21 protein-coding genes are annotated in these 26,030 nt (G+C 65.9%); 13 read left to right on the top strand and 8 right to left on the bottom strand.

Annotation, left to right across the window (positions count from 1 at the left end; genetic code table 11):
* Positions 1 to 78 precede the first annotated feature (78 nt).
* The 11 genes from algK (at position 79) to KUO17_RS19785 (ending at position 13,850) form a co-directional block, all read left to right on the top strand.
* The gene (algK, locus tag KUO17_RS19835; RefSeq protein WP_217977217.1) at positions 79 to 1,467 is read left to right on the top strand and encodes an alginate biosynthesis TPR repeat lipoprotein AlgK; all 1,389 of its coding nucleotides are present in this window, start codon (positions 79 to 81) and stop codon (positions 1,465 to 1,467) included.
* On the top strand, positions 1,464 to 2,948 hold the full coding sequence (locus KUO17_RS19830; protein WP_217977216.1) for an alginate export family protein: 1,485 nt from the start codon (positions 1,464 to 1,466) through the stop codon (positions 2,946 to 2,948). Before algK ends, KUO17_RS19830 begins: the two co-directional genes overlap by 4 nt.
* Positions 2,949 to 2,966: 18 nt before the next feature.
* Positions 2,967 to 4,526, top strand: a complete 1,560-nt coding sequence (gene algG, locus KUO17_RS19825; protein WP_217977215.1) for a mannuronan 5-epimerase AlgG — start codon at positions 2,967 to 2,969, stop codon at positions 4,524 to 4,526.
* An 11-nt stretch (positions 4,527 to 4,537) separates the two neighbouring features.
* The gene (locus tag KUO17_RS19820; protein ID WP_217977214.1) at positions 4,538 to 5,980 is read left to right on the top strand and encodes an alginate O-acetyltransferase; all 1,443 of its coding nucleotides are present in this window, start codon (positions 4,538 to 4,540) and stop codon (positions 5,978 to 5,980) included.
* 7 nt (positions 5,981 to 5,987) lie between these two features.
* Complete coding sequence (locus tag KUO17_RS19815) at positions 5,988 to 7,094, top strand: mannuronate-specific alginate lyase (protein ID WP_217977213.1); 1,107 nt, start codon at positions 5,988 to 5,990, stop codon at positions 7,092 to 7,094.
* A 200-nt stretch (positions 7,095 to 7,294) separates the two neighbouring features.
* Positions 7,295 to 8,752: an MBOAT family O-acyltransferase gene (locus KUO17_RS19810; RefSeq protein ID WP_217977212.1), complete on the top strand. Its 1,458-nt coding sequence runs from the start codon at positions 7,295 to 7,297 to the stop codon at positions 8,750 to 8,752.
* Between the two features lie 11 nt (positions 8,753 to 8,763).
* On the top strand, positions 8,764 to 9,921 hold the full coding sequence (locus KUO17_RS19805; protein WP_217977211.1) for an alginate O-acetyltransferase: 1,158 nt from the start codon (positions 8,764 to 8,766) through the stop codon (positions 9,919 to 9,921).
* 12 nt (positions 9,922 to 9,933) lie between these two features.
* The gene (locus KUO17_RS19800) at positions 9,934 to 10,581 is read left to right on the top strand and encodes an alginate O-acetyltransferase AlgF (RefSeq protein ID WP_217977210.1); all 648 of its coding nucleotides are present in this window, start codon (positions 9,934 to 9,936) and stop codon (positions 10,579 to 10,581) included.
* Between the two features lie 33 nt (positions 10,582 to 10,614).
* Complete coding sequence (locus tag KUO17_RS19795; RefSeq protein WP_217977209.1) at positions 10,615 to 12,066, top strand: mannose-1-phosphate guanylyltransferase/mannose-6-phosphate isomerase; 1,452 nt, start codon at positions 10,615 to 10,617, stop codon at positions 12,064 to 12,066.
* 147 nt (positions 12,067 to 12,213) lie between these two features.
* Positions 12,214 to 12,678, top strand: a complete 465-nt coding sequence (locus tag KUO17_RS19790) for a multidrug transporter (protein ID WP_217977208.1) — start codon at positions 12,214 to 12,216, stop codon at positions 12,676 to 12,678.
* Between the two features lie 347 nt (positions 12,679 to 13,025).
* Positions 13,026 to 13,850 carry an SDR family oxidoreductase gene (locus tag KUO17_RS19785; protein ID WP_217977207.1) on the top strand — a complete coding sequence of 275 codons (825 nt, stop codon included), beginning with the start codon at positions 13,026 to 13,028 and terminating at the stop codon, positions 13,848 to 13,850.
* On the opposite strand, the gene KUO17_RS19780 is transcribed toward KUO17_RS19785, so the two are convergent.
* The 8 genes from KUO17_RS19780 to KUO17_RS19745 form a co-directional block, all read right to left on the bottom strand.
* Complete coding sequence (locus KUO17_RS19780; RefSeq protein WP_217977206.1) at positions 13,851 to 15,281, bottom strand: efflux transporter outer membrane subunit; 1,431 nt, start codon at positions 15,279 to 15,281, stop codon at positions 13,851 to 13,853.
* Positions 15,278 to 16,345, bottom strand: coding sequence for an HlyD family secretion protein (locus KUO17_RS19775; RefSeq protein ID WP_255263690.1), 1,068 nt, complete (start codon positions 16,343 to 16,345; stop codon positions 15,278 to 15,280). Before KUO17_RS19775 ends, KUO17_RS19780 begins: the two co-directional genes overlap by 4 nt.
* A 23-nt stretch (positions 16,346 to 16,368) precedes the next feature.
* Positions 16,369 to 17,892 carry an MFS transporter gene (locus tag KUO17_RS19770; RefSeq protein ID WP_217977205.1) on the bottom strand — a complete coding sequence of 508 codons (1,524 nt, stop codon included), beginning with the start codon at positions 17,890 to 17,892 and terminating at the stop codon, positions 16,369 to 16,371.
* A 109-nt stretch (positions 17,893 to 18,001) separates the two neighbouring features.
* Positions 18,002 to 18,910 carry a LysR family transcriptional regulator gene (locus tag KUO17_RS19765; protein WP_217977204.1) on the bottom strand — a complete coding sequence of 303 codons (909 nt, stop codon included), beginning with the start codon at positions 18,908 to 18,910 and terminating at the stop codon, positions 18,002 to 18,004.
* A gap of 98 nt (positions 18,911 to 19,008) precedes the next feature.
* A complete protein-coding gene (locus KUO17_RS19760; protein WP_217977203.1) occupies positions 19,009 to 19,863 on the bottom strand; it encodes an efflux RND transporter periplasmic adaptor subunit in 855 nt (284 codons plus the stop codon).
* Positions 19,864 to 19,873: 10 nt separating this feature from the next.
* The gene (locus KUO17_RS19755; protein ID WP_163949315.1) at positions 19,874 to 20,074 is read right to left on the bottom strand and encodes a DUF1656 domain-containing protein; all 201 of its coding nucleotides are present in this window, start codon (positions 20,072 to 20,074) and stop codon (positions 19,874 to 19,876) included.
* On the bottom strand, positions 20,064 to 22,250 hold the full coding sequence (locus tag KUO17_RS19750) for an FUSC family protein (protein ID WP_217977202.1): 2,187 nt from the start codon (positions 22,248 to 22,250) through the stop codon (positions 20,064 to 20,066). Before KUO17_RS19750 ends, KUO17_RS19755 begins: the two co-directional genes overlap by 11 nt.
* Positions 22,247 to 23,758, bottom strand: a complete 1,512-nt coding sequence (locus KUO17_RS19745; RefSeq protein WP_217977201.1) for an efflux transporter outer membrane subunit — start codon at positions 23,756 to 23,758, stop codon at positions 22,247 to 22,249. Before KUO17_RS19745 ends, KUO17_RS19750 begins: the two co-directional genes overlap by 4 nt.
* 187 nt (positions 23,759 to 23,945) lie before the next feature.
* Here KUO17_RS19745 and KUO17_RS19740 point away from each other — a divergent pair, with 187 nt between their 5' ends.
* Positions 23,946 to 24,893: a LysR family transcriptional regulator gene (locus KUO17_RS19740; protein ID WP_217977200.1), complete on the top strand. Its 948-nt coding sequence runs from the start codon at positions 23,946 to 23,948 to the stop codon at positions 24,891 to 24,893.
* A 73-nt stretch (positions 24,894 to 24,966) separates the two neighbouring features.
* On the top strand, positions 24,967 to 25,938 hold the full coding sequence (locus KUO17_RS19735) for a 2-hydroxyacid dehydrogenase (RefSeq protein ID WP_217977199.1): 972 nt from the start codon (positions 24,967 to 24,969) through the stop codon (positions 25,936 to 25,938).
* Positions 25,939 to 26,030 lie beyond the last annotated feature (92 nt).

Here is a 26,030-nt window from a genome sequence, read left to right as displayed (position 1 = left end):
GCTGGCAAGCCAGCTCCCACATGGGTTTGTGAGCACCGACCAACCCTGTGGAGCTGGCTTGCCAGCGAAGCTCTTAAAATGGGTGCCCTGGCCCTGGCCATCAGCCTGGCCGGTTGCGCCGGCCTGCCCGACCAGCGCCTGGCCAACGAAGCGCTCAAGCGCGGCGACACCGCCCTGGCCGAGCGCAACTATCAGCAGCTCGCGGACCTGGGCTACAGCGAAGCCCAGGTGGGCCTTGCCGATATCCAGGTGGAAACCCGCGACCCGGCCAAGCTCAAGCAAGCCGAGGCCACCTACCGCGCCGCCGCACAGATTTCACCGCGTGCCCAGGCACGCCTGGGCCGCCTGCTGGTGGCCAAGCCCGACAGCAGCGAAGCCGAGCGCAAGGAAGCCCAGGGCCTGCTGAAAAAAGCCTTCGCCGCCGGCGAGAGCAACACCCTGATCCCGCTGGCCATGCTCTACCTGCAATACCCGCAGAGCTTCCCCGAGATCAACGCGCAGCAGCAGGTCGACCAATGGCGCGCCGCCGGCTACCCCGAGGCGGGCCTGGCCCAGGTACTGCTGTACCGCACCCAGAACACCTACGACCAGCACCTGGATGATGTGGAACGCATCTGCAAGGCCGCGCTGGCCAGCACCGACATCTGCTACGTGGAACTGGCCAGCGTGTACCAGAAGCGCGGCCAGGCCGACCTGCAGGCCGCCCTGCTCGAACAGCTCAAGGCTGCCTACGCCCGCGGCGCCGTGCCCGCCAGCCGGGTCGACAGCGTGGCCCGCGTACTGGCCGACCCAAGCCTGGGCCAGACCGACGAGAAAACCGCCCAGGCCCTGCTCGAACAGGTCGCGCCAAGCAACCCCGCGTCCTGGGTCAGCCTTGCGCAACTGCTCTACAGCTTCCCGGAACTGGGCGACAGCGAGCAGTTGATGGGCTACATCGACAAGGGCCGCGAGGCTGCGCAACCGCGCGCCGAACTGCTGCTGGGCCGCCTCTACTACGAAGGCAAGGCCGTACCGGCCGATGCGAAAAAAGCCGAGACGCACCTGCAGGCCGCCGCCGACGCCGGTGAAATCAGCGCCCATTACTACCTCGGCCAGCTCTACCGGCGCGGCTACCTGGGCCAGGTCGAACCGCAAAAAGCCGTCGACCACCTGCTCGGCGCTGCCCGTGGCGGCCAGCTCAGCGCCGACTATGCACTGGCCCAACTGTTCAGCGAAGGCCACGGCATTCGCCAGGATCTGGTCAGCGCCTGGGTCTTCGCACAACTGGCGCAGGCCAACCCCAGCGAGCAATCGGCGGCCATGGCCGGCGAACTCGACCAGCAGCTCTCTGCCCCGCAGAAGGCCCAGGCCCAGCGCCTGTTGCAACAGGAGCGCCAGGCCCGTGGCGCCATGGGTCAGGGCCCCGGCGCCCTGGCCATGCAGGCCCTGCAGGACACCACCGAACAAGACGGCGAGGATTCCCTATGACACTCAACCCGTGGATGAAAGCCGGCCTGGGCCTGGGCTTCGCCCTGCTCTGGTCGTGCCCGACCCTGGCCGCGATGACCGCTGACAAGAACTTCGGCCTGGAAGTCAAAGCCACCGGCCAATCCGAAGACGACCGCGACCTGGGCACCCGCTCCGGCGGCGACGTCAACGGCCTGGGCCTGGACCTGCGCCCGTGGGTGTACGGCGAGCGCGGCAACTGGAGCGCCTACGCCATGGGCCAGGCCGTCACCGCCACCGACATCATCGACACCGATACGCTGCGTCAGGCCGACGACGACAGCCAGGTCCAGACCCGCCGTGCCAACGGTCGCGAACCCGACAAGAGCTACCTGGCCATGCGCGAGTTCTGGGTCGGCTACAGCGGCTTCACCGCCTACCCCGGCGAGCAGCTGCGCTTTGGCCGCCAGCGCCTGCGCAATGACGACGGCATGTGGCGCGACACCAATATCGAGGCGCTGAACTGGACCTTCGACACCACCCTGCTGCGTGCCAACGCGGGTGTGGCGCAACGCTTCAGCGAGTACCGCACCGACCTCACCGAGCTGGCCCCCGAAGACAAGGACCGCCTGCACCTCTACGGTGACGTCGCCGCGCAATGGACACCCGGCCACTGGGTCGGCCTGCGCGCCCACCACACCCACGACGACGGCAAGCTCAAGAACCCGGGCGAAATCCTCGACCCGCTCGACAAGACCCGCAACGGCGACCTCACCTGGCTGGGCCTGGAGGCCAACAGCGACGCCTACAACTGGCGCAACCAGAACGCCGTCAACTACTGGGGCAGTGTCACCTGGCTGAGCGGCGACCGTGATCGCCTGAGCTCGAACACCCTGACCAACGGCGACCAGTTGGCCACGCAAAAACAGAGCGGCGACGTCAACGCCTGGGCCACGGACCTGGGCATCCGCCTGCGCCTGGACCCCAATTGGCAGGTCGGCGCGGCCTATGCGCGGGGCAGCGGCGGTGGCGGCAGCGACGGCTCGAACAACTTCGAACAGACGGGCCTTGAGAGCAACCGCTCCAACTTCACCGGCACCCGCTCGCGTGTGCACCGCTTCGGCGAGGCCTTCCGTGGCGAGCTGGGCAACCTGCAGGCCGCCACCCTGTTCACCTCCTGGCAACTGCGCGACGACTACGATGCGAGCCTGGTGTACCACAAGTTCTGGCGCGTCGACGGCAAACAGAACATCGGCAGCAGCGGCATCAATGCCGTGGTCGATGACGGCGGCATCAACCGTCCGCTGATCCAGGGCGAGAAAGACCTGGGCCAGGAGATGGATCTGGTCGTCACCAAGTACTTCAAGCAGGGCCTGCTGCCGGCTGCGCTGAGCCAGTCGATCGACGAACCGTCGGCGCTGGTGCGCTTTCGCGGCGGGGTGTTCAAGCCGGGCGACGCCTACGGCAAGGAAGCGGACGCGTACATGCACCGCGCCTTTGTCGACGTGATCTGGCGCTTCTGATGCCTGGAGTGCATTGATATGAACCTTCACCCGCTCAACACGCTGTTTGCCGGCAGCCTGCTGCTGGCCAGCAGCATTGCCCTGGCCAACGGCCTGCCGGCCGCCAGCGTGGCCAAAGAGCTGCAGCAGGCCAAGACCTACACCGTGAGCAGCGCGCCGATCGAGCCGCTGCAGATCGCCCCGCCGACCCTGCCGGACCTGACCGGCTTCACCGCCCAGGCCGTGCAGGCGAAGATCCAGCGCGGGCACAAGGGCAAGGTCACGGTACGCCGCATGCTGCAGGAGGATGCGCTCAAGGAGTTCATCGGCGGCGACAACAAGATGGCCGAATGGGTGGCGCGCCAGCACGGCATTCCGCAGGCGATCTTCATCGATGACGGGCATGTCGACTTCACCGAGCTGAGCAAGCGCGTGCCCGCCCAGTACCTGCGCGAAACCTCGCCGGGCGTGTACCTGGCGCGGCTGCCGATCGTGGTCGGGCACAAGGGCGTGCTGGAGATCGACGCCAAGGTCAAGGAACTGCGCCTGTCCCAGGAGGGCGGTGCGTTCATGGTCAATGACGGCAAGCTGTTTGTCACCGACACCCGCGTCACCGGCTGGCGCGAAAAGGACAACGGCCCGGCGACCTTTCGCAAGCCCGATGAATTCCGCCCGTTCCTGCTCGCGTGGGGCGGCACCCAGACCTACATCGTCAACAGCAAGATGGCCAGCTTCGGCTACGCCAAGAGCAAGTCTTATGGCGTGAGCATCTCGCAGTACACGCCCAACATGGCCAGGCAGATGAACCGCGCCGAACCCACCGGCTGGATCCTCGGCTCGGAGTTCAGCGACATGTGGTACGGCTTCTACTGCTACGAGACCGCCGACTTCGTGGTCAAGGACAGCACCTACCGCGACAACATCGTCTACGGCATCGACCCGCACGACCGCTCGCACCGCCTGATCATCGCCGGCAACACCGTGCACGGCACGAAAAAGAAGCACGGCATCATCGTCTCGCGCGAGGTCAACGACAGCTGGATCATCCACAACAAGAGCTACGACAACAAACTCTCCGGCGTGGTGATCGACCGTAACAGCGTGAACAACCTGATCGCCTACAACGAGATCTACCGCAACCACACCGACGGCATCACCCTGTACGAAAGCGGCGACAACCTGATCTGGGGCAACAAGCTGATCAGCAACCGTCGCCACGGCATTCGCGTGCGCAACAGCGTGAACATCCGCCTGTACGAGAACCTCGCCATGGCCAACGGCCTGGTGGGCGTGTACGGGCACATCAAGGACCTGTCCGATACCGACCGCGACATCGACCTCGACCCCTTCGACACCAAGGTCTCGCTGATCGTGGTCGGTGGCGAGCTGGCAGCCAACGGCAGCGGCCCGCTGTCGATCGACTCGCCGCTGAGCGTGGAGCTGTACCGGGTGTCGATGCTGGCGCCGAGCAAGGCCAGCGGCATCAGTTTTTCCGGAGTGCTGGGTGAGCGTCAGGACGAGATTCTCGACCTGATGGTGCGCCAGGGCAAAGCCGTACTGATCGACCCGGTCGAACGCCAGACCGAAATGGCGGATTGAGGAAACCTGACATGACCCCACACCTGATGAAACTGCTGGGCCTGAGTGCCGCGCTGCTGGCGATCAGCAACGGCGTGCGCGCCGATGACGTGCAGGCACCGCGCTTCACCGCCGAGCCGTGCTGCCAACTGTGCCCCGAAGCCCACGACGCCAGCCGCTACACCACCCGCTACCAGCAGAACTTCACCACCCTGGTACAAGCCCAGGGTGACTGGCTGTTCCGTACCCGCGAAGACCTGCGCACCGAATTCAACACCACCCCGGCCGGCTACAAGCGCCTGCAGCAGGTGCACGACGCCTTCAAGGCGCGTGGCGTGGAACTGGTGGTGGTGTACCAGCCCACCCGTGGCCTGGTGAACCGCAACATGCTCAACCCCGCCGACAAGGCTGCGTTCAACTACGAGAAAGCCCTGGGCAACTACCAGGCCATGCTCGGGCGCTTCAGCAAGATGGGCTACAACGTGCCCGACCTGTCGCCGCTGACCAACGAACAGCTGCCGGCCGCGCAGCAAGGCAAGGATTTCTACTTCCGTGGCGACCAGCACTGGACGCCCTACGGTGCCGAGCGTGCGGCCAGGATCGTGGCCGACACGGTGCACGGGATGCCGGCCTTCGCCGACGTGCCCAGGCGTGAATTCGAAAGCCACACGTCCGGGCGCATGGGCAAGACCGGTACCCTGCACAACGTCGCCGGCCAGTTGTGCGGCACCAGCTATGCGGTGCAGTACATGGACCAGTTCGTCACCGAGCCCAAGGGCGAAAGTGGCGGCGACGACCTGTTCGGCGATTCGGGCAACCCGCAGATCACCCTGGTGGGCACCAGCCACAGCGGCAAGAACTACAACTTCTCGGGCTTTCTGGAGCAGTACATCGGCGCCGACGTGCTCAACGTGGCGTTCCCCGGTGGTGGCCTGGAAGGCTCGATGATCCAGTACCTGGGCAGCGAGGCATTCCAGAACAACCCACCCAAGATCCTCATCTGGGAGTTCTCGCCGCTGTACCGCCTGGACCAGGAAACCATCTGGCGCCAGATGCTCGCCCTGCTCGACAACGGCTGCGAAGGCAAGCCTGCGCAGATGAGCGCCAGCACCTCGCTCAAGCCGGGCAAGAACGAGCTGATGGTCAATGGCAAGAACGGCGTGATCAAGAACCTGGTCAATGGCCGCCACCAGCTCGACATCCGTTTCGAAGACACCTCGGTCAAGACCCTACAGGCCACCCTGTGGTACCTCAATGGTCGCCACGAAGACCTGAAGATCGAGAAGCCGCAGACCTCCGACACCGATGGCCGCTTCGCTTTCCAGCTGCGTGAAGACGAAGACTGGGCCAACCAGACCCTGCTCGCCGTGGAAGTGCAGGGCCCGGAAAGCGGCAGCCAGAAGGTCAAGGCCACGCTTTGTACCCGCAACCCAATCGCCGGCAACGCGCAGCGCGCTGCGCACGCCGGACTGTGAGGCGCACATGAGCCACTTTCGTAGCATCGCCACCCCTGCCCTGCTCACCCTCGCGCTGTTCGGCGCGGGTGCACAGGCGGCAGGCCTGGTCCCGCCGCAGGGCTACTACGCCGGGATCGAGAAACCCAAGACCAGCCCCAACGACTTCACCTGTGAAGCGGTGCCGCAGCCCTACACCGGCTCGCTGCAGTTTCGCAGCAAGTACGAAGGCTCGGACAAGGCCCGCGCGACGTTGAACAAGGCCTCCGAAAAAGCCTTCCGCGACTCCACCGCCGACATCACCACGCTGGAGCGCGGGGTCAGCAAGCAGGTCATGCAGTACATGCGTGACGGCCGCCCGCAGCAGCTGGACTGCACCCTGCAGTGGCTGGGCACCTGGGCGCGCGCCGATGCGCTGATGTCCACCGACTACAACCACACCGGCAAGTCGATGCGCAAATGGGCGCTGGGCAGCATGAGCTCGGCCTACCTGCGCCTGAAGTTCTCCAATTCCCAGCCACTGGCGGCGCACCAGGCCGAGGCCGAACAGATCGAAAAATGGTTTGCGCGCCTGGCCGAACAGACGGTCAAGGACTGGAGCGACCTGCCGCTGGAAAAGATCAACAACCACTCGTACTGGGCGGCCTGGTCGGTGATGGCCACGGCGGTCGCGACCGACCGGCGCGACCTGTTCGACTGGGCGGTGAAGGAGTACCGCGTGGGCGCCAACCAGGTCGACGCACAGGGCTTTCTGCCCAACGAGATGAAGCGCAAGCAGCGCGCCCTGGCGTACCACAACTACGCCTTGCCGCCCTTGGCGATGATCGCAAGCTTCGCCCAGGCCAATGGTGTGGATGTACGCCCGGAAAACAACGGCGCGTTGAAGCGCCTGGGTGAACGGGTGTTGTCGGGGTCCAGGGACCCGAGTGCGTTCAAGGCGCGCACTGGCCAGAAGCAGGACATGGGCGACCTGAAGGTCGACAGCAAGTACGCGTGGCTGGAGCCGTGGTGCAGCTTGTACCAATGCGATGCGGATGCACTGAAACGCAAGCAGGCGATGCAGCCGTTCAAGAGCTTCCGCCTGGGCGGCGACCTGACGCGGGTATACGACCCACAGGCCGAACAGAAGAAGTAAGGATCGCCGCTGCCCCGTGTGGGAGCTGGCTTGCCAGCGAAGAAGGCACCTCGGTGTGTCAGGTATGGCCTCTTCGCTGGCAAGCCAGCTCCCACAGGGAACAGTGGAGGCTGCACACGTATGTACATTCCCCCGCGATGTGCGCGGGGGGTTTGGGGGGCTGCTGCCCCGATTGTGGATAACGACAAGGAGAGATCGGGATGGTGTTTTCGTCCAATGTGTTCCTGTTCCTGTTCCTGCCGATCTTTCTCGGCCTGTACTACCTGAGCGGGCAACGCTATCGCAACGCCCTGCTGCTGCTGGCCAGCTACGTGTTCTACGCCTGGTGGCGGGTGGACTTCCTGGCGCTGTTCGCCGCCGTCACCCTGTGGAACTACTGGATCGGTCTCAAGGTCGGCGCCGCCGGCGTACGCACCAAGCCGGCCCAACGCTGGCTGCTGCTGGGTGTAGGCGTGGACCTGTGCATCCTGGGCTACTTCAAGTACGCCAACTTCGGCGTGGACAGCCTCAACGCGATCATGACCTCCTACGGGCTTGAGCCGTTCATCCTGACCCACATTCTGTTGCCGATCGGTATCTCGTTCTACATCTTCGAGTCGATCAGCTACATCATCGACGTGTACCGCGGCGATACCCCGGCCACGCGCAACCTGATCGACTTCGCGGCGTTCGTGGCGATCTTCCCGCACCTGATCGCCGGCCCCGTGCTGCGCTTCAAGGACCTGGCCGACCAGTTCAACCACCGCACCCATACCCTGGACAAGTTCTCCGAAGGCTGCACGCGGTTCATGCAGGGCTTCATCAAGAAGGTCTTCATCGCCGACACCCTGGCGGTGGTCGCCGACCATTGCTTCGCCCTGCAGAACCCCACCACGGGCGATGCCTGGCTCGGCGCGCTGGCCTACACCGCGCAGCTGTACTTCGATTTCTCCGGCTACAGCGACATGGCCATCGGCCTGGGCCTGATGATGGGTTTCCGCTTCATGGAAAACTTCAGGCAGCCCTACATCAGCCAGTCGATCACCGAGTTCTGGCGGCGCTGGCACATCAGCCTGTCGACCTGGCTGCGCGACTACCTGTACATCACCCTGGGCGGCAACCGCGGCGGCACCTTCGCCACCTACCGCAACCTGTTCCTGACCATGCTGCTGGGCGGCCTGTGGCACGGCGCCAACATCACCTACATCCTCTGGGGCGCCTGGCACGGCATGTGGCTGGCGATCGAACGCGCGCTGGGCCTGGACACCAACCCGCAACGCTTCAACCCGGTCAAATGGGCCTTCACCTTCCTGCTGGTGGTGATGGGCTGGGTGATCTTCCGCGCCGAGAACCTGCACGTGGCCGGGCGCATGGTCGGCGCCATGTTCAGCTTCGGTGACTGGCAACTGTCGGAGCTCAACCGCGCCAGCCTCACGGGCCTGCAAGTGGCGACGCTGATCGTGGCCTACCTGACCCTGGCCTTCTTCGGCCTGCGCGACTTCTACCGCAACGCCAGGCCCAGCGCCAAGGCAAGCCCCGTGGCCGTGCATGCCGATGGCAGCGTGAGCCTGGACTGGGGCCTGTACGTCACCCGCGCGCTGGTGCTGCTGCTGTTCGTGGCGTCGATCCTGAAACTCTCGGCGCAAAGCTACTCGCCGTTCCTCTACTTCCAGTTCTGAGCGAGGCGACCATGACCCGATCATTACGCACACTCTACGCACTGCTGTTCATGGCGCTGCTGCTGGGCCTGGGCATCTGGTCGCTGGGAGGCTTGGGCAGCTTCCAGCGCACCGCGCAGATGACCGTGCTCAACGGCAAGCTGGCCAAGGCCGCCGAAACCCATTACGACGAGCAGTTCCCGATCAAGCGCCTGGGCACCAACCTCTGGGCCGCACTGGACTTCAAGCTGTTCAACGAAGGCCGCCCCGGCGTGGTGCTGGGCCGCGAGCAATGGCTGTTCAGCGATGAAGAGTTCAAGCCGGTGGCCGGCGCCGAGCAGTACGAGGCCGAGAACCTGGCGCTGATCCGCGGCGTGCGCGACACCCTGCAGCAACAGGGTGTGCAACTGGTGCTGGCGATCATCCCGGCCAAGGCCCGGCTGTACCCCGAATACATTGGCGAGCAAGCCCCCGCCAGCCTGCACCAGGACCTGTACAACCAGTTCCATGCCAAGGCCCGCCAGGCCGGGGTGTTCGCCCCCGACCTGCTCGGCCCGCTGCAGGCGGCCAAGGCCCAGGGCCAGGTGTTCCTGCGTACCGACACGCACTGGACGCCGATGGGCGCCGAAGTGGTGGCCGAGCACCTGGCCGACGCCGTGGCACGCCAGGACCTGCTCAGCGGCACGCCGCAGCTGTTCGTCACCGAGGCCAAGCCGGCGACGCCGTACAAGGGCGACCTGACCAACTTCCTGCCGCTCGACCCGCTGTTCAGCAACCTGCTGCCGACCCCGGACAGCCTGCAACCGCGCAGCACCCGCCCGGCACAGGCCCAGGCCGACAGCGGCGATGCGCTGTTCGCCGACAGCGAGATCCCGGTGGCGCTGATCGGCACCAGCTACAGCGCCAACCCGCACTGGAACTTCCTCGGCGCGCTGCAGCAGGCACTGCGCAGCGACGTGGTCAATTACGCCGAAGACGGCCACGGCCCGCTGGTGCCGATGCTCAAGTACCTGAACACCGATGCCTTCAAGCACAGCGCGCCGCAAGTGCTGGTCTGGGAGTTCCCGGAACGTTATCTGCCAATGAAAAACGACCTCAGCGCCTTCGATCCGCAGTGGATCGCACAGCTGAAGAAAACCCGTACCGCCAATCAAGACATGGCCCTGTCGTCCAATCGGACGCAACACTGAGAGGAACCGCACATGACCACCAAGCACCGTATTGCCAAGGCATTCGCCCTCACCGCCGGCATGAGCCTGCTCTCGTTGCAGGCCTGGGCTGGCGCCGACGCCGCGCTGTATGGCCCGAGCGCGCCGAAGGGTTCGACCTTCGTGCGCATCTTCAACGCCGGCAACCAGCCGGTAGCCGCCAGCGTCGGCAACACCCAGATCAGCGAAGTGGCCGCCCAGGCCAGCAGCGATTTCAGCTTCATGCCCCAGGGTGACTACAGCGCCAAGGTCGGTAGCCAGAGCGTGCCGGTCAAGCTGGCGGGCGACCACTACTACACCCTGGTCAACCATGCCAGCGGCCAGCCGCAACTGGTCGAGGAACCACCGTTCAAGAACAAGCAGAAATCCCTGGTACGCGTGCAGAACCTGAGCGACCAGGCCCTGACCCTGAAGACCGCCGATGGCAAGACCGAAGTGGTCAAGCCGGTGGCGGCCAAGGCGCGCGGCGAGCGCGAGATCAACCCGGTCAAGGTCAGCCTGGCGCTGTATGAAGGCGACAAGAAAGTCAGCGACCTCAAGCCCGTGGCACTCGAACGTGGCGAAGCGGCCGTGCTGTATGTCACCGGTTCCGGCAGCAACCTGTCGCCGGTGTGGGTCAAGCGCCCAGTGTCCACCCGTTAATCAACTGCCCCTTTCAACGTTCGGAGATTACCCATGATTCCAGTCATTCTGTCCGGTGGTAGCGGCTCGCGTCTGTGGCCCCTGTCGCGCAAGCAATTCCCCAAGCAGTTCCTGGCCCTGACCGGTGAACACACGCTGTTCCAGCAAACCCTGTCGCGCCTGGTGTTCGACGGCATGGACGCGCCCATCGTGGTGTGCAACAAGGACCACCGCTTCATCGTCAACGAGCAGTTGAGCAACCTGAAGCTCGAGACCCAGGCGATCCTGATGGAGCCGTTCGGGCGCAACACCGCGCCGGCGGTGGCGCTGACCGCCATGAAGCTGGTCAACGAAGGCCGCGACGAGCTGATGCTGGTGCTGCCAGCCGACCACGTGATCGACGACCAGAAAGCCCTGCAACGTGCCCTGGCCCTGGCCACGGTGGCGGCCGAGCGTGGCGAGATGGTGCTGTTCGGGGTTCCGGCGACCAAGCCGGAAACCGGCTATGGCTACATCAAGTCGAGCCAGGACGCGCTGCTGCCCGAGGGCATCAGCCGGGTCGCGCAGTTCGTCGAGAAACCGGATGAGAAACGCGCCGTCGAGTTCGTCAAGGCCGGTGGTTACTTCTGGAACAGCGGCATGTTCCTGTTCCGTGCCAGCCGCTTCCTCGAAGAGCTGAAAAAGCATGACGCGGACATCTACGACACCTGCCTGCTGACCCTGGAACGCAGCCAGGAAGACGGTGACAGCCTCGCCATCGACGAAGCCACCTTCGCCTGCTGCCCGGACAACTCCATCGACTACGCGGTGATGGAAAAGACCCAGCGCGCCTGCGTGGTCCCGCTGAGCGCAGGCTGGAGCGACGTGGGTTGCTGGTCGTCGCTGTGGGACGTGCACGAGAAGGACGACAACGGCAACGTGACCAAGGGCGACGTGGTGGTGCAGGACAGCCACAACTGCATGATCCATGGCAACGGCAAGCTGGTGTCGGTGATCGGCCTGGAGAACATCGTGGTGGTCGAGACCAAGGACGCCATGATGATCGCGCACAAAGACAAGGTTCAGGGGGTCAAGCAGATGGTCAACACCCTCGACGCCCAGGGCCGCAACGAGACCCAGAACCACTGCGAGGTCTACCGCCCGTGGGGCTCGTATGACTCGGTGGACATGGGCGGGCGCTTCCAGGTCAAGCACATCACGGTCAAGCCCGGGGCGAGCCTGTCGCTGCAGATGCACCACCACCGTGCCGAACACTGGATCGTGGTGTCGGGCACGGCCGAGGTGACCTGCGACGAGAACGTGTTCCTGCTGTGCGAGAACCAGTCGACCTATATCCCGATCGCCTCGGTGCACCGCCTGCGCAACCCGGGCAAGATCCCGCTGGAGATCATCGAGGTGCAATCGGGCAGCTACCTGGGCGAAGACGACATCGAGCGTTTCGAGGACATCTACGGGCGCTCGACGCCGATCGAGCGCGGGGTGTCGATCAAGACCATCGCGCAGTGATCTGAAGCCCAAGGGGCCCCCTTCGCCGGCAAGCCGGCTGCCACAGGTTTTGTGAGCACCTCAAAACCCTGTGGGAGCTGGCTTGCCAGCGAAGGGGGCACGATGTTTTTATGGAGGAACACAGAATCCGCAGCCAAGGCGCCCTTCATGTTCATCGGTATCCTGCTTATCCTCACCTGGCTGGTCCTGCTGCTGCGCTACCCGGCCAAGGCCCTGCCGATCTCCATGGCTGCGCTGCTGGGCCTGGGCCTGGTCGGCCTGTGGGTGGTGTGGCTGGACAACCGCGAGGCCAGCCAGCTGGCACGCCTGGAACTGCGCCTGGACTACGCTCCCGCCCAATGCCCGGCCGACCGCCCGCTGCGCGTGCAGATGAAGAACGACAACGACACCCCACTCACCGAACTGCGCTGGCGCGTCGCCGCCTATGCGCCCGGTGACAGCGTCAACCTCGCCGAAAACACCTACGCTGCCCCCCGCTACCGCGGCCCGGGCGATCTTCAGGCCGGCGCCAGCTGGCACGACTGCCTGCCCCTGCCGCCGCTGCGTTCGGGCTACCGCCCGCAAACCCTGGAGTTTCGCGCCGAACACCTTCAGGGCAGTTTTGCCAACTAGTATTTTTGTCAGTTACCGTCGGCAGTCATCCACGCTTGAATAGTGCCGACCCCACTACCGTGCAGGAGCCTCGGCATGTCACGCACATCCCTTATCCGGCTAGAGCAACGCCAGGCACTGGTCTGCGCAACCAGGCGCAGACTTCTACGCTTTCAATGTCGACCACTATGAAGACCACCCGCAAGCGCCCGAACTGAGGCTGTTTTTCCAACGCATTTCACTTCAGTATCTGCCCTCTCACGTGCTCTTGCCCCTTGCCGGCGCGCCTGTCGTCGTGTGTACCAGCAGCGTACCCACGCTGATCCACAGCCTGAGTCATCACCTTACCCTGAGGAGTCCACCTTTCCATGCCCGTCGTCCTCATCACCGGTTGCTCCAGCGGCATCGGCCGCGCCCTCGCCGACAGCTTCAAGCACGCCGGCTACAGCGTGTGGGCAACCGCGCGCAAGGCCGATGACGTCGCCGCCCTGATCAAGGCCGGCTTCAACAGCCGCCAGCTCGATGTAAACGACGAGCAGGCCCTGGTGCGCCTGGGCGACGCCATCGACAGCGCCCACGGCGGCCTCGACCTGCTGATCAACAATGCCGGCTACGGCGCCATGGGCCCGCTGCTCGACGGCGGCGTGGAGGCGATGCGCCGCCAGTTCGAAACCAATGTATTTGCCGTGGTGGGTGTCACCCGTGCGCTGTTCCCGCTGCTGCGCCGCAATCAGGGCACAGTGGTGAATATCGGCAGCGTCTCGGGCGTGCTGGTCACCCCGTTCGCCGGGGCCTATTGCGCGTCCAAGGCAGCGGTGCATGCCCTGAGCGATGCGCTGCGCCTGGAGCTGGCACCGTTCGGCGTGCGCGTGATGGAAGTGCAGCCCGGCGCCATCGCCTCCAGCTTTGCCGCCAATGCCGGGCGCGAGGCCGAACAGTTGCTGGCGCAGGATTCACCCTGGTGGCCACTGCGCGAAAACATTCGGGCCCGCGCCCGCGCCTCGCAGGACAAGCCGACCCCGGCCAGCGCATTCGCCCAGGGCGTGCTCAAGGCCGTGCAGCAGACCACCCCGCCCGACCTGCTGCGCCTGGGCAACGGTAGCCGCGCGTTGCCGCTGCTGGCAGCGCTGCTGCCGGCACGACTGCTGCAACGGGTGCTGAAAAAACGCTTCGGCCTCGACCGTACGCTCTGATCAGCCCAGCGGCTGCCAGCCGCCACCGAGAGCCTTGTACAGGCCGACCAGCGCCTGCGACACCTGCGCCGAACTTTCCACCCACTGCTGCTGGCTTTGCAGCAAGGCAGTCTGCACCGTCAGCACATTGAGAAAGTCCACCGCGCCTTCCACGTACTGGCGCTGCGCGGTGTCCAGCGCGATACGGTTCTGGCGCACCGCTTCGGCCAGGTGATCGCGGCGCAGCTGGTTGGCGTTGTACAGGGTGAGCACATCGTCGATCTCGTGCCAGGCACGCAGCACCACCTGCTGGTAGTTGAGCGCCGCTTCCTGCTGCTGTGCCTCGCGCAGCTTGAGCACGCCGCTCAGGCGCCCGCCTTCGAAAATCGGCAGGCTCAGTTGCGGGCCGATGGCAAAGCGGCGTGCGCTCCAGTTGCCGAAGTCCGACAGTTGCAGCGACTGAAAGCCCACGTTGCCCGACAGCCGGATGGCCGGGTAGAAGTCCGCCTTGGCCACCCCGATGCGGGCGGTAGCAGCCTGCAACTGCGCCTCGGCGCGCAGGATATCCGGACGGCGCCTGGCCAGCGACGACGGTACGCCGATCGCAAAGCGCTCCTGCGGCTGGGGCAACGGGCCGGCCTGTTCCAGCTCGGCCTGCAACGCGCGCGGCGGCTCGGCCAGCAGCAGGCTCAGGGCATTGATCAACTGTGCCTGGCGGTCTTCGAGCAGCGGCAGGCCGGCCTCGATGGACGCCACCAGCGCGCTGGCCTGGGCCACATCCAACTGGGTGGCCACCCCATCGTTCAGGCGCATCTGCGACAGGCGCAGGCTGTGGCGCGAGACGTCGAGGTTCTCGCGCGTCACCGCCAGGGTCGCCTGCACGGCACGCAGTTGAATGTAGTTGCGCGCGGTCTCGGCCAGCAGTGACAGGGCCACCCCACGTCGATCGTTCTCGGCCACCTGCACTGCCGCATCGGCTGCCTGCACCTGGCGCCGCACGCGGCCCCACAGGTCGAGTTCCCAGCCCGCCACCAGGTCGCCCTGCCACAGGCTGAACGCCGACCTGCCGTTGTTGCCCGACGGGTCATTGAGGCCCTCGGCGCTGTTGCGCGCACGGCTGTAGCCGGCGTCCAGGTCGAGCGAGGGTGACTGTTCGGCGGCAATGCTGGCCCGCGCCGCACGGCTCTGCAGCAGGCGACTGCTGGCGATCTGCAAATCCAGGTTGTGCTGGCCGGCGCGTTCGATCAGCGTGCTCAGCAAGGGGTCGTGGAAACCCTCCCACCAGCGTTCTTCCAACGGCCCGGCCTGCGCCTGGCTGGGGCCCGCCTCGCCTTGCAGGGGCGGCCAATCGGCCGGGGCCTGGCTGGGCGGCTGTTCGAAGTCGGGGCCCAGGGTGCAGCCGGCAAGGCCCGCACTCACCAGCAACGGGGTCAGCAGGTACAAGGCTTTCATCGCGCACTGACCTCCTGGCCCGCGACCGGCACGAGGGCCGCCGCCGTGTCGATCTGCGCCTCCACCGACATGCCCACGCGCAGCCGCGCCAGCAACGGCTGGTCGGCATCGAGCACGATCTTGACCGGGATACGCTGCACCACCTTGGTGAAGTTGCCCGTCGCATTGTCGGGCTTGACCGCCGCGAAGGTGACGCCGGTGGCCGGGGCCAGGCTCTGGACATGGCCATGCAGGCGCTCGCCGGCAAAGGTGTCGACACTGATCTGCACCGGTTGCCCCGGCTGCACATGGGTCAGCTGGGTTTCCTGGAAGTTGCCGATCACATACGCCTGGGCCAGCGGCACCACTGCCAGCAGGCGTGCACCCGGGTTCACGTAGGCGCCCACGCGCAGCGCGCGCTGGCCAACCACGCCGTCGATAGGCGCGACGATGCGCGTGTACGACAGGTCCAGCTGCGCACGCTCGACGCTCGCCAGCGCATGCCTGAGCCCGCCGTCGGCACGCTCCAGTTGCGCCTTGAGCATGTCGACCTGCTTGCGCGCCGCCGCCAGTGCCGCGCTCGAGTTGGCCAGCCGCGCCTTGGCCTGATCGCCCCGTGAACGCGCCTGCTGGGCGTTCTGCACGGTGCCCGCGCCTTGCTCGGCGAGGCGCCCGTAACGGGTCAGCTCATGGTTGGCGAACGCCAGCTCGGCCTGGTCGGCAGCCACCTGCGCCTGGGCCTGGTCGATCACCGAGCTTTGCCGTTCGAGCGTGGCCCGGGCGTTCTGCTGCTCGGCATGCGCGATCTGCGCCTGCGCCTGCACGGCGGCCAGGGTCGCCTGGAAGTCGCGGTCGTCGATCAGCGCCAGCACCTGGCCGGCCTTGACCTGCTGGTTGTCGTCGACCAGCACCTGCCTGATGAAGCCGGCGACCTTGGGCGCCACCACGGTGTAGTCGGCGGACACGTAGGCATCGTTGGTGGTCTGCACGCTGCCACTGCCCAGGATCGAAAAGGCCAGGCCCACGCCCACCACGGCGAGCGCCGCAAAGATCAGGATCGGTCGACGGCTGTTACTGATGTTCATCACACAATGCTCTCAATGAAAGGCTAGGCCGGCGCCCGCGGCGGGTAGACGCGGGTGGGCACGAAAGGAATCAGCAGGGTCAGTGCCAGCGCCAGCAGCGCCATGCACAGGTAGAGGTCGATGCTGGTGAGTACCAGCGCCTGTTCATGAATGCGCCGCGCCAGGTCCGGCGCGCTGTCATCCACCAGCGGCGCATTGCCCAGGCTGTCCACCAGCGCATTGGAATGAAAATGCCGGCGCACGGTGCCCAGCGCTTCGAGCACCCCGGTGGCGACCACCGAGGCCAGGCCGCGCACGGTGTTGAACCAGGCCGAAGCGAACGGGCCATCCTGCGGGGACATGCCGCTGGTGGCGAGCATCAGCAGCGGCAGCACCGCCATCGGCTGGCCGAAGATCTGCAGCAGTTGCAGCACGTAGAAGTTGTCGCGGATCCACTGCGAGGTCAGTTGCGTGCCGCCCAGGCAGGACAGCGCGAGCATGCCCAGGCCGGCGGCCAGGACCCAGCGACAGTCCACCGCGCGAATGTTGCACAGCGCCGCCACCAGCGGCAGCGCCAGCAGTTGCGGCAATGCCACCACCAGCATCAGCGGCGCGGTCTGTGCCGGGCGGTAGCCCTGGATCTGCGCCAGGTAGCCGGCCGGGATCACAATCACCGCAGAGAGCACCACCAGCACACCGGCCAGGGTGATCAGCGCGTGGGTCAGGTTGCGTCGGGCGAGCATCTGCAACTTGAAGAACGGAATGGGCGCACGCCATTCGTTGAGCATGAACAGCACCAGCAACAACGTGCCGCCCCCCAGCAGCGTGCAGATCAGCGGCGAGTCGAACCAGCCCAAGCGGTCGCCCTGCACCAGCCCGACCGCCAGCGCACTGAGCGCCGGCAGGCCAAGCAGCACGCCGCGCCAGTTGAACGCCTTGAAGCGCTCCAGGCGCAGCGGGTCCTGGGGGATGCCCCAGGCCACGCACGCCATGCCCAGCAACGAAGGCGTGATGACCTGCCAGAACGTCCACTTCCACCCCACATACTCGGTCCACAACCCCGCCAGCGGCATGCCCATGCTCGGCCCGAAGGTCGCGGTCAGGGCATAGCCGGCCAGCCCGTAGAGCTTGATGTCGGGCGGCAAAAAGCGCAGCGCCACGGTCATCAGCATGGGCGGCAAGGCGCCGGCAGCCAGGCCTTGCAGCCCGCGCAGCAGCAACAGGCTCGGGTAGTTGGGCGCATGCGGCAGCAACAGGCCGAACAGCGCGAAAGCGGCAATGGCACACAGCGTGAACCGGCGCAACGAGAAGGTCACCGAACACCACGGCGCAAACGCCATGGCCGACACCGAGGCGGCCGCGTACACCGCCACCAGCCACGAACCTTCATCGGCGCCCAGCAACAGGCCGCCACGGATATCGGCCATGGCCAGCTTGGTGACCATCTCGTTCAGGCCGGCGCACAGCACCACCACCAGCACGCCACACAAGCCCACCAGAATGCGCAGGCCAAAGGCCGCAGGCAGGGGCGGTACGGCGGTGGCAGGCGTCGCGGCAAGCGAACTCATGACAGGACTCTCCGGGCTGAACACTAAGCCGGGAGATTCTATGCAGGGGCAATGCTAACGAAAACTGACATTGTCACAGTGTAATAGTGCGCCAAACGCAACTATGCCTTCACTGGGCCCTGGCGCAACACACCTTGAGGATCTGGCGCAGCCAGCGATGGGCCGGGTCGTTGTCGAAACGCGGGTGCCAGGCCTGCATCACCGACACCGCTTCGAGCTCCAGCGGGATATCGAACCAGCGCAACGGTGCGGCAAACCTGTCCACGCTGGTGAGCACACGCTTGGGCAGCGGCAACAGCAGGTCGGAGTCGGGCAGCGAGAACATCGCCGAATGAAAGCTGGGGGTGATCAGCGCCACGCGTCGCTGCAGGCCCAGGCCTGCCAGCGCGACATCGATCGGGCCGGTGGCGCGGCCACGTCGCGACACGCTGATCTGCTGGTAGCGGGCAAAACGCTCAGGTGTGACCGGGGCATCGAAGATCGGGTGGTCGCTGCGGGCCAGGCCGATGTAGTGCGTGTTGAACAGGCTCTGCACCTTGATTTCCGGCCCCAGGTCGATGCTCGAACTGATGAACAGGTCGATACGCCCATCGCGCAGCACCGCGTCCTCATCGCCGCCCTCGCCCTCGGGGACGAAGCGCAGCATGGTGTGCGGGGCCTGGGTGTGCATCATCTGCAGCAACTGCGCGCCGAACAGGGCAATGAACAGGTCATTGGCGCGGATGTTGAACTCGCGGTCCAGGCTATCGAGCTCGACGTCTTCCCCGGCACGAAACAGCTGGGTGGCCTGCTCGACCACTATCCGCACCTGATCGCGCAGGGCCTGGGCGCGGGGCGTGGGCACCAGGCCACGACCGGCACGCACCAGGATCGGGTCGCCGACAGCTTCGCGAATGCGGCCCAGGGTGCGGCTCATGGCGGCGGGGCTGAGGTTCATGCGGCGCGCGGCGCCGACCACGCTGCCCTCGTCCAGCAGCGCATCCAGCGCTACCAACAAGTTCATATCCGGTAAGTGCATTACGAGCGTCCATTCAGTGCATTCAGAGCAAGGGCGAGCTTAGCAGGGCGGGCTGGCCAGTGGGTAACTAACCGTTCCATCCTCCCACAAGGCGGCCCCTACAACGGCTTGACCACGACAGTACAGGTCGTGCCTGCTGCCAGCAGGTACCCTTGCGGCACCTCGTCGATATGAATCCGCACCGGCACCCGCTGCGCCAGGCGCACCCAGTTGAAGGTGGGGTTCACGTCCGCGATCAGCTCGCGGCTTTCGGGGTTGTCGCGGTCATAGATACCCCGCGAAATGCTCTCCACGTGCCCCTTGAGCACTTCGCCGCTCATCATCTGCAGGTCGGCCTGGTCACCCACCTTCACCCGAGGCAACTTGGTTTCCTCGAAGAAGCCGTAGACCCAGAACGAGTCCTTGTCGACCACCGCCATTTTCGCTTCGCCAGTGCGTGCGTAGTCGCCACGGTGCACATTGAGGTTGGTCACGTAGCCATCCACCGTGGCCAGAATGCGCGTGCGCCTGAGGTCCAGCTCGGCCGCCGCCAGGTGCGCCTGGGCCTGCTGGTAATCGGCCTGGGCAGCGGTGGCGATGTTGCTGGCGTCGTCACGGTTCTCCCGCGAGATCACCAGGTTGTCCATGTCGGCACGCCGGTGCGCGTTGACCTTGCGCATCTCCCAGGTGGCCTTGCGCGAGGCTACCAGCGCCTGCGCCTGTTTCACCGCCACCTCGTAGTGCGCCGGGTCGATCTGGATCAGCAGGTCGCCCTTCTTCACCAGCTGGTTGTCGCGCACCGGGACATCCACCACGTAGCCGGGTACATCGGCGGCCACGTTGATGATGTCCGCGCGCACGCGCCCGTCACGGGTCCAGGGCGTGTTCATGTAGTGCACCCACAACTGCCGACCGATCACCACGGCAGCCGCCAGTACCAGCAGGGTGGCGATCAGGCTGAAAAACTTTTTCATCACGAGGGTCTCAACGGTAGACGGTCAGCGCCATGGCGCCGAAGAGGCAAATGAACAGGCACAGGCGCAGCAGCGCCGGGTGCCAGAAGAAGCGGTAGCCGTCATGCGCGGCGATGAACCGGTCCAGCCCCCAGGCCAGCCCCGCGGCAAACAGGAACATCAAGGTCATGGTCGGCATGTACAGGCCGTGGAAGGCAATTTCACGGGGCATCGGGCAGTCCTTGCGCCGGCGCCAGGTCGGCCAGCGGCGATTGTGGGTCGAGCAGTGAGGTACGGATGAAGTGCAGGTAGCTCTGCACCCGACGCAACGCCGAGGTGTCGAAGTGCCGGGCAAAGGGTTCGTCGGTGGCCTGTACGCGGCCGATCGCATGGTCGACCGCCACCAGCGCGCGCTCATGGTTGCTGGCCGTCGGTTGCAGGAACAGCCGCGCCAACGCCCGCCCCATCACGCGGATAGCCTGGCGCCAGGGTTGCGACTCGGCGTAGCAAGGGTGTACCGGCAGGATCGCCTGCTCCTTGCGCAGCTCGATGATCGCGTGGCCCACCTCCAGCACCACGAACATCCAGCGCAGCAGCGTGCTCTGCACCTGCGGCTGCCCCACTGCCAGGCCATACGCCTGGTGCAGCAGGTCGCGGGTGCGGCTTTCGAACGCCGAGCCCAGCCCGCGCAGGCGCCCGCTGATGGCGAACAGCACCTGGCCACGCAGGTCCTGCTCCAGGCGGCTCCACAGCCAGCGGCTGTTGGGCGGCAGGATGATTGCCCCGGCGGCCGCGCAGACCAGCATGCCAAGGACCATGGCGATGTAGTCGTTGATGAAGGCGTAGGGGTTGTACACGGTGAGGTTGTCGGGCACCGAACCGGTCGAGAAGAAGATCAGCAGGCCCAGCCCGTAGCCGGCGTAGGCCGGGCGCGACGCCAGGAACGCGCCCACCACGAATACCGGCGCCAGGACCAGGCACAGCAACGCGAAGCCGTCGATCCAGGGGAACACGAAGAAGGTCTCGAAGAACCCCACCAGCGCGCCGAACAGGGTCCCGCAGGCCATCTGGAACGACATGCGCCTGGGGTTGGGCGTGGCCGCCGACAGGCCCACGGTGGCAGCGGCGATCAGGGTCATCATCGCCCCGCTCGGCCACGCCGTGGCCAGCCAGAAACTGCCCAGCACCAGCAGGATGAACGACGCCCGCACGCCGGCTGCCAGCGACACCAGCCAGTTGGTCTGGGCCACGTAGGGCTCGTCCCATTGCTCGCGGGCGTGGTCATGGTCAGCCAGCGAGGCGTGGGTCTGTGCGTAGCTGTGCAGGTCGTCGACGAAGCGGTACAGCAGCTCGTAGGCGGTGTGGAAGTCGAGCAGGTCGGCATCGCTCGGCGCGGTCTGGACATACGCCGCACGCAGGCTGCGCACGCGCTCGGGCAGGTCCTCCTTGTACGCAGCCAACTGCGCGGCCAGGCGCGCCGCATCGGCGTGGGTCAGCGAACGCGCGGCGTAGCCGTCGAGCAGTTCAGCCAAGGCGTTCAGGCCCGGTTCAATGGCCGTGCCGATCTGCAACGGGCCGCGCTGGCGCAGGCGTTCGAGCAACTGGTGCAAGGCGTTGAAGCGCGTGGTGATGGCCATGAACTCACTGTTCATGCGCCCCAGCCGGCCATTGCGCCGGCGCATGTGCGGGTCTTCGAAGGCGGTCACGCTGCGCAGGCTTTCAAGCCCCACGGCCTCGGCGATGAAGCGCACGTTGCTGCTTTCGAAACGGTCGCGCTGGCTGTCGCCGCGCAGCCCTTCGGCGACGAACCCGGCAAACACGCCAAAGCGCTGGTACAGCGCGTTGCGCATCGAGGCACTGGCCGACTGCGGCAGGATCGCGGCGCTGACCAGGGTCGACACCAGGATGCCCAGGGAAATCTCCAGCACCCGCCACACCGCGGCCATGAACGCGCCGTCCGGGTGCTGCAGGGCCGGCAGGCCGACCATCGCCGCGGTGTAGCCGGCCAGCACGAAACCATAGGCGCGAAAGTTGCGATAGCGCATCGCACCGGCCGAGCAGATGCCCACCCAGATCGCCAGGCTGGGCAGGAACAGCTCGGTGTTCTGCGGGAAGATCGCGATCAGCGCGACCATCACCGACGAGCCGGCCAGGGTGCCGAGCAGGCGGTAGAAACTCTTGGCGAACACGTGGCCGCTCTGCAGCTGCATCACGATGAACACGGTGATCATCGCAGTGCGCGGCTGCGGCAGTTCCAGGCGCATGGCCAGCCACAAGGTGAGAAATGCGGCGCTCAGTACCTTGAAGATGTACACCCAGGTGACGCCGTCGCTGCGCGCCCATTCGAAAAACCCGCGACGCCATTCAAGTGATGCCAGCCAGCGAAACGGCAGGGTCATGGCGCTCATTGGTCGAACACCGCCAGGGTGCGTGGGGTGGCCGGTGCGTCCTGGGTGCCCGGCGCAGGTACATCGTTGCCAGCCCCCAGGCCACCGCCCAGCGCGGTGACCAGTTCGGCATGCGCGCTCAGGCGTGCGGCCTGCACCTGTTGCTGGATCTGCTGCTGACGCAACAGCAGCGTTTGCGCGTTGAGCACGTTGAGGTAGTCGGTCAGGCCGCGCTGGAACGCGACCATGGCGATGTCGTAGGTCTTCTGCGCCGAGGCCACCGATTCGGCCGCAAAATGCTCCTGCTCGTGCATCGAGTGGCGACGGACAAGTTGATCGGAGATGCCCTTGAGCGCCTCGATCACGGTCTGGTTGTAGCGCGCCACGGCCAGGTCATAGCCGGCCGTAGCGACACCCAGCTGCGAGCGCAGCCGGCCGCCATCGAACACCGGCAGGCTGATGGCCGGGCCGACGTTGTAGTTGAACGTGCGCCCGGTGAGAAACTCCAGCGCGCCGCCACCGGTGGCCATGAAGCCCAGCCCGCCGACCAGGTCGACGTTGGGAAAGAAGCCGGCATGCGCCACGTCGATGCCCCGCGCCTGGGCCGCCACCTGCCAGCGGCTGGCGACCACGTCCGGGCGCTGCCCGACCAGCTCGGCGGGCAGCCTCGATGGCAGCGCCAGCGCGGCCCCGAGCGACAGGCTCGGGCGTTGCAACTGCGCGCCCTCGCCCGGCCCCTTGCCGGCCAGTGCCGCCAACTGGTTACGCGTCAGGGCGATCGCTTCATCCAGGCTGTCGAGCTGGCGATGGGTTTCGGGCAGTGGCGTCTGCGCCTGGCTGACCTCGAAATGGGTGCCGATGCCACCGGCCAGGCGGCGTTCGGCCAGGGCCAGGATCTGCGCCTGCTGGGCCAGCTCGGCCTTGACGATGTCGCGCTGGGCGAAGTGCAGCGACAGCTGGATATACACCTTGACGATGGTGTTCTGCAGTTCAAGCTGCGCTTGACGGGCCTGCGCCACGCTCATGTGCGCAAGGTCCAGTGCCTGCTCGCTGGCGTTGCGCTCGCGACCCCACAGGTCCAGCGCGTAGCTCAGGCCCAGGGCGGCGTTGTTGTCCCAGGTGTTGGCACCCGACAACGCGCCGGGTCCGTAGAACGGGTCTTCGGGCCAGTTGTGGCGTTTGAGGCTGGCCTGGCCATTGACCTGCAGCTTCTCGTCGGCCTCGACCACCCCGGCCATGGCCTTGGCTTCACGGACCCGTGCGGCAGCCATGGCCAGCGTGGGGCTGTCCTTGACCGCCAGGGCGATCCAGCGCGTCAGTTGCGGGTCACCATAGGCTTGCCACCATTGCTGGTCGGGCCAATGGGCGTCTTGCGCGGCGGCCCGGATAGCCGCGTCGGGGGGCAGGGAATTGGCGTGCAGCGTCTTGCTTTGCGGGGCGATGCCCCAGGTTCCGATACAGCCGCTCAAGGTCAAGCTAAAGGCACAGACACTGAGCGCATTCAGCGCTCTGATGATGCGACGCGGCACAGCGGCGAGTTCCCGACTAGAAGGTGGATGACGCTAGGAGCCGCAATTCTAGGGGGCCGCCGCACTGGCGATAAGCGTGCATTCCTGCGAATCTTTGTTACGAAAACGGCGATAATCCGGCTTTAGTCTTGAAGACTGATTTGGTTACTTCATGTCACAATTCTGTCGTCTTCTCTGAGAGCGCCCCATGGACACCCTGCAAAACATGCGTGCCTTCAGTTGCGTTGCGCAAGTCGGCAGTTTTACCGCCGCCGCCGTGCAACTGGATACGACCACCGCGAACGTGTCGCGGGCGGTTTCCAACCTTGAAGCGCACCTGCAAACCCGCCTGCTCAACCGCACCACCCGGCGCATCGCCCTGACCGAAGCGGGCAAGCGCTACCTGATGCGTTGCGAGCAGATCCTCACCTATGTGGAGGAAGCCGAGGCCGAGGCCAGTGACGCGCATGCACGGCCCTCCGGGCAACTGAAGGTGCATTCGATGACGGGGGTGGGCCAGCACTTCGTGATCGACGCAATCGCGCGCTACCGCGAAACCCACCCCGACGTGACCTTCGACCTGACCATGGCCAACCGCGTGCCGGACCTGCTGGACGAGGGTTACGACGTGTCCATCGTGCTGGCCAGCGAGCTGCCCGACTCGGGCTTCGTGTCGCAGCGCCTGGGCATCACCTACAGCATCGTGTGCGCCTCCCCCGACTACGTGAAGCGCCAGGGCGTGGCGCACAAGCCCGCCGACCTGCTCAACCACGCCTGCCTGCGCATGGTCAGCCCGGTGATCCCGCTGGAGAAGTGGCTGTTCGACGGCCCCGAAGGCCAGGAAGTGGTGAACATCACCCAGGCGCCGTTCCAGGTGAACTCGGCCGATGCCATGAAGGCGGCGATCCGCAGCGGCATGGGCGTCGGCGTGCTGCCGATCTACTCGGCCATCGACGGCCTGCGCGACGGCAGCCTGGTGCGGGTGATGCCCGGGTACCGCCTGCAGGAACTGAACCTGTACGCGATCTACCCGTCGCGCCAGTACCTGGATGCCAAGATCAAAACCTGGGTCGAGTACCTGCGCAACTCGCTGCCCGAGATCCTCGCGGCCCATGAAGCCGACCTCAAGACCCACGAACTGCGCATCGCCACCTGAAATCTTGCTGCACAGGGGCCGCGGAGAATGATAGCGTGCTACCCATTCTTCCCTGCCCGCAGCGAGTTTGCCGATGAAAAAGACTGTCCTGGCCTTCAGCCGCATCACCGCGCCGATGGTCGAGCGCCTGCAGCAAGACTTCAATGTGATCGTGCCCAACCCCAGGCTCGGTGACATCAATGCCCAGTTCAACGAAGCGTTGCCCCTGGCCCACGGCCTGATCGGCGCCGGGCGCACGCTGGGCCAGGCGCAACTGCAAAGCGCGCAGCAGTTGCAGGTGGTGTCGAGTGTGTCGGTGGGTTACGACAACTACGACCTGGCCTACTTCAACCAGCGCGGCATTGCCCTGACCAACACCCCCGATGTGCTGACCGAAAGCACCGCAGACCTTGGCTTTGCGCTGCTGATGAGCGCGGCGCGACGCGTGGCCGAACTGGATGCCTGGACCAAGGCCGGCGAGTGGAAGGCCACCGTGGGGCCTGGGCATTTCGGCAGTGACGTGCACGGCAAGACCCTGGGTATCGTCGGCCTGGGCAACATCGGCGCAGCGATTGCGCGGCGTGGGCGGTTCGGCTTCAACATGCCGGTAATCTACAGCGGCAACAGCCGCAAGATGGCGTTGGAGCAGGAACTGGGTGCGCAGTACCGCAGCCTGGAGGAACTGCTGGCCGAAGCAGACTTTGTGGTGCTGATGGTGCCGTTGGGCGCCGCCACCACGCACCTGATCGGCGCGCGGGAATTGAAGCTGATGAAGCCCAGCGCATTTTTGATCAACGTCTCGCGCGGGCCGGTGGTGGACGAGGCGGCGCTGATCGCGGCCTTGCAGGACGGCACGATTCGCGGCGCCGGGCTGGACGTGTACGAGAAGGAACCGCTGAGCGCGTCGCCGCTGTTCCAGTTGGCCAATGCAGTGACCTTGCCGCATGTGGGTTCGGCCACGGCCCAGACGCGCGAGGCGATGGCCAATCGCGCCATCGACAACCTGCGGGCAGCGCTGCTGGGCGAACGCCCGCGGGACCTGGTGAACCCGCAGGTGTGGAAGTAAGGCCGCCATTTTGGGGGCTGCTTTGCAGCCCTTCGCTGGCAAGCCAGCTCCCACAGGGTTCTGCCGCGCACACAAACCCTGTGGGAGCTGGC

Origin of the sequence: Pseudomonas aegrilactucae, from assembly GCF_019168305.1 — a bacterium.
Classification (GTDB): Bacteria; Pseudomonadota; Gammaproteobacteria; order Pseudomonadales; family Pseudomonadaceae; genus Aquipseudomonas; species Aquipseudomonas aegrilactucae.
The sequence above is the reverse complement of the archived record's forward strand: the minus strand, read 5'-3'. Positions and strand labels throughout refer to the sequence as shown.

Excerpts from the sequence above, each read along its gene's own strand:
- algK (WP_217977217.1), top strand. The coding sequence starts at position 79 with ATGGGTGCCCTGGCCCTGGCCATCAGCCTGGCCGGTTGCGCCGGCCTG.
- KUO17_RS19830 (WP_217977216.1), top strand. The coding sequence starts at position 1,464 with ATGACACTCAACCCGTGGATGAAAGCCGGCCTGGGCCTGGGCTTCGCC.
- algG (WP_217977215.1), top strand. The coding sequence starts at position 2,967 with ATGAACCTTCACCCGCTCAACACGCTGTTTGCCGGCAGCCTGCTGCTG.
- KUO17_RS19820 (WP_217977214.1), top strand. The coding sequence starts at position 4,538 with ATGACCCCACACCTGATGAAACTGCTGGGCCTGAGTGCCGCGCTGCTG.
- KUO17_RS19815 (WP_217977213.1), top strand. The coding sequence starts at position 5,988 with ATGAGCCACTTTCGTAGCATCGCCACCCCTGCCCTGCTCACCCTCGCG.
- KUO17_RS19810 (WP_217977212.1), top strand. The coding sequence starts at position 7,295 with ATGGTGTTTTCGTCCAATGTGTTCCTGTTCCTGTTCCTGCCGATCTTT.
- KUO17_RS19805 (WP_217977211.1), top strand. The coding sequence starts at position 8,764 with ATGACCCGATCATTACGCACACTCTACGCACTGCTGTTCATGGCGCTG.
- KUO17_RS19800 (WP_217977210.1), top strand. The coding sequence starts at position 9,934 with ATGACCACCAAGCACCGTATTGCCAAGGCATTCGCCCTCACCGCCGGC.
- KUO17_RS19795 (WP_217977209.1), top strand. The coding sequence starts at position 10,615 with ATGATTCCAGTCATTCTGTCCGGTGGTAGCGGCTCGCGTCTGTGGCCC.
- KUO17_RS19790 (WP_217977208.1), top strand. The coding sequence starts at position 12,214 with ATGTTCATCGGTATCCTGCTTATCCTCACCTGGCTGGTCCTGCTGCTG.
- KUO17_RS19785 (WP_217977207.1), top strand. The coding sequence starts at position 13,026 with ATGCCCGTCGTCCTCATCACCGGTTGCTCCAGCGGCATCGGCCGCGCC.
- KUO17_RS19780 (WP_217977206.1), bottom strand. The coding sequence starts at position 15,281 with ATGAAAGCCTTGTACCTGCTGACCCCGTTGCTGGTGAGTGCGGGCCTT.
- KUO17_RS19775 (WP_255263690.1), bottom strand. The coding sequence starts at position 16,345 with ATGAACATCAGTAACAGCCGTCGACCGATCCTGATCTTTGCGGCGCTC.
- KUO17_RS19770 (WP_217977205.1), bottom strand. The coding sequence starts at position 17,892 with ATGAGTTCGCTTGCCGCGACGCCTGCCACCGCCGTACCGCCCCTGCCT.
- KUO17_RS19765 (WP_217977204.1), bottom strand. The coding sequence starts at position 18,910 with ATGCACTTACCGGATATGAACTTGTTGGTAGCGCTGGATGCGCTGCTG.
- KUO17_RS19760 (WP_217977203.1), bottom strand. The coding sequence starts at position 19,863 with ATGAAAAAGTTTTTCAGCCTGATCGCCACCCTGCTGGTACTGGCGGCT.
- KUO17_RS19755 (WP_163949315.1), bottom strand. The coding sequence starts at position 20,074 with ATGCCCCGTGAAATTGCCTTCCACGGCCTGTACATGCCGACCATGACC.
- KUO17_RS19750 (WP_217977202.1), bottom strand. The coding sequence starts at position 22,250 with ATGAGCGCCATGACCCTGCCGTTTCGCTGGCTGGCATCACTTGAATGG.
- KUO17_RS19740 (WP_217977200.1), top strand. The coding sequence starts at position 23,946 with ATGGACACCCTGCAAAACATGCGTGCCTTCAGTTGCGTTGCGCAAGTC.
- KUO17_RS19735 (WP_217977199.1), top strand. The coding sequence starts at position 24,967 with ATGAAAAAGACTGTCCTGGCCTTCAGCCGCATCACCGCGCCGATGGTC.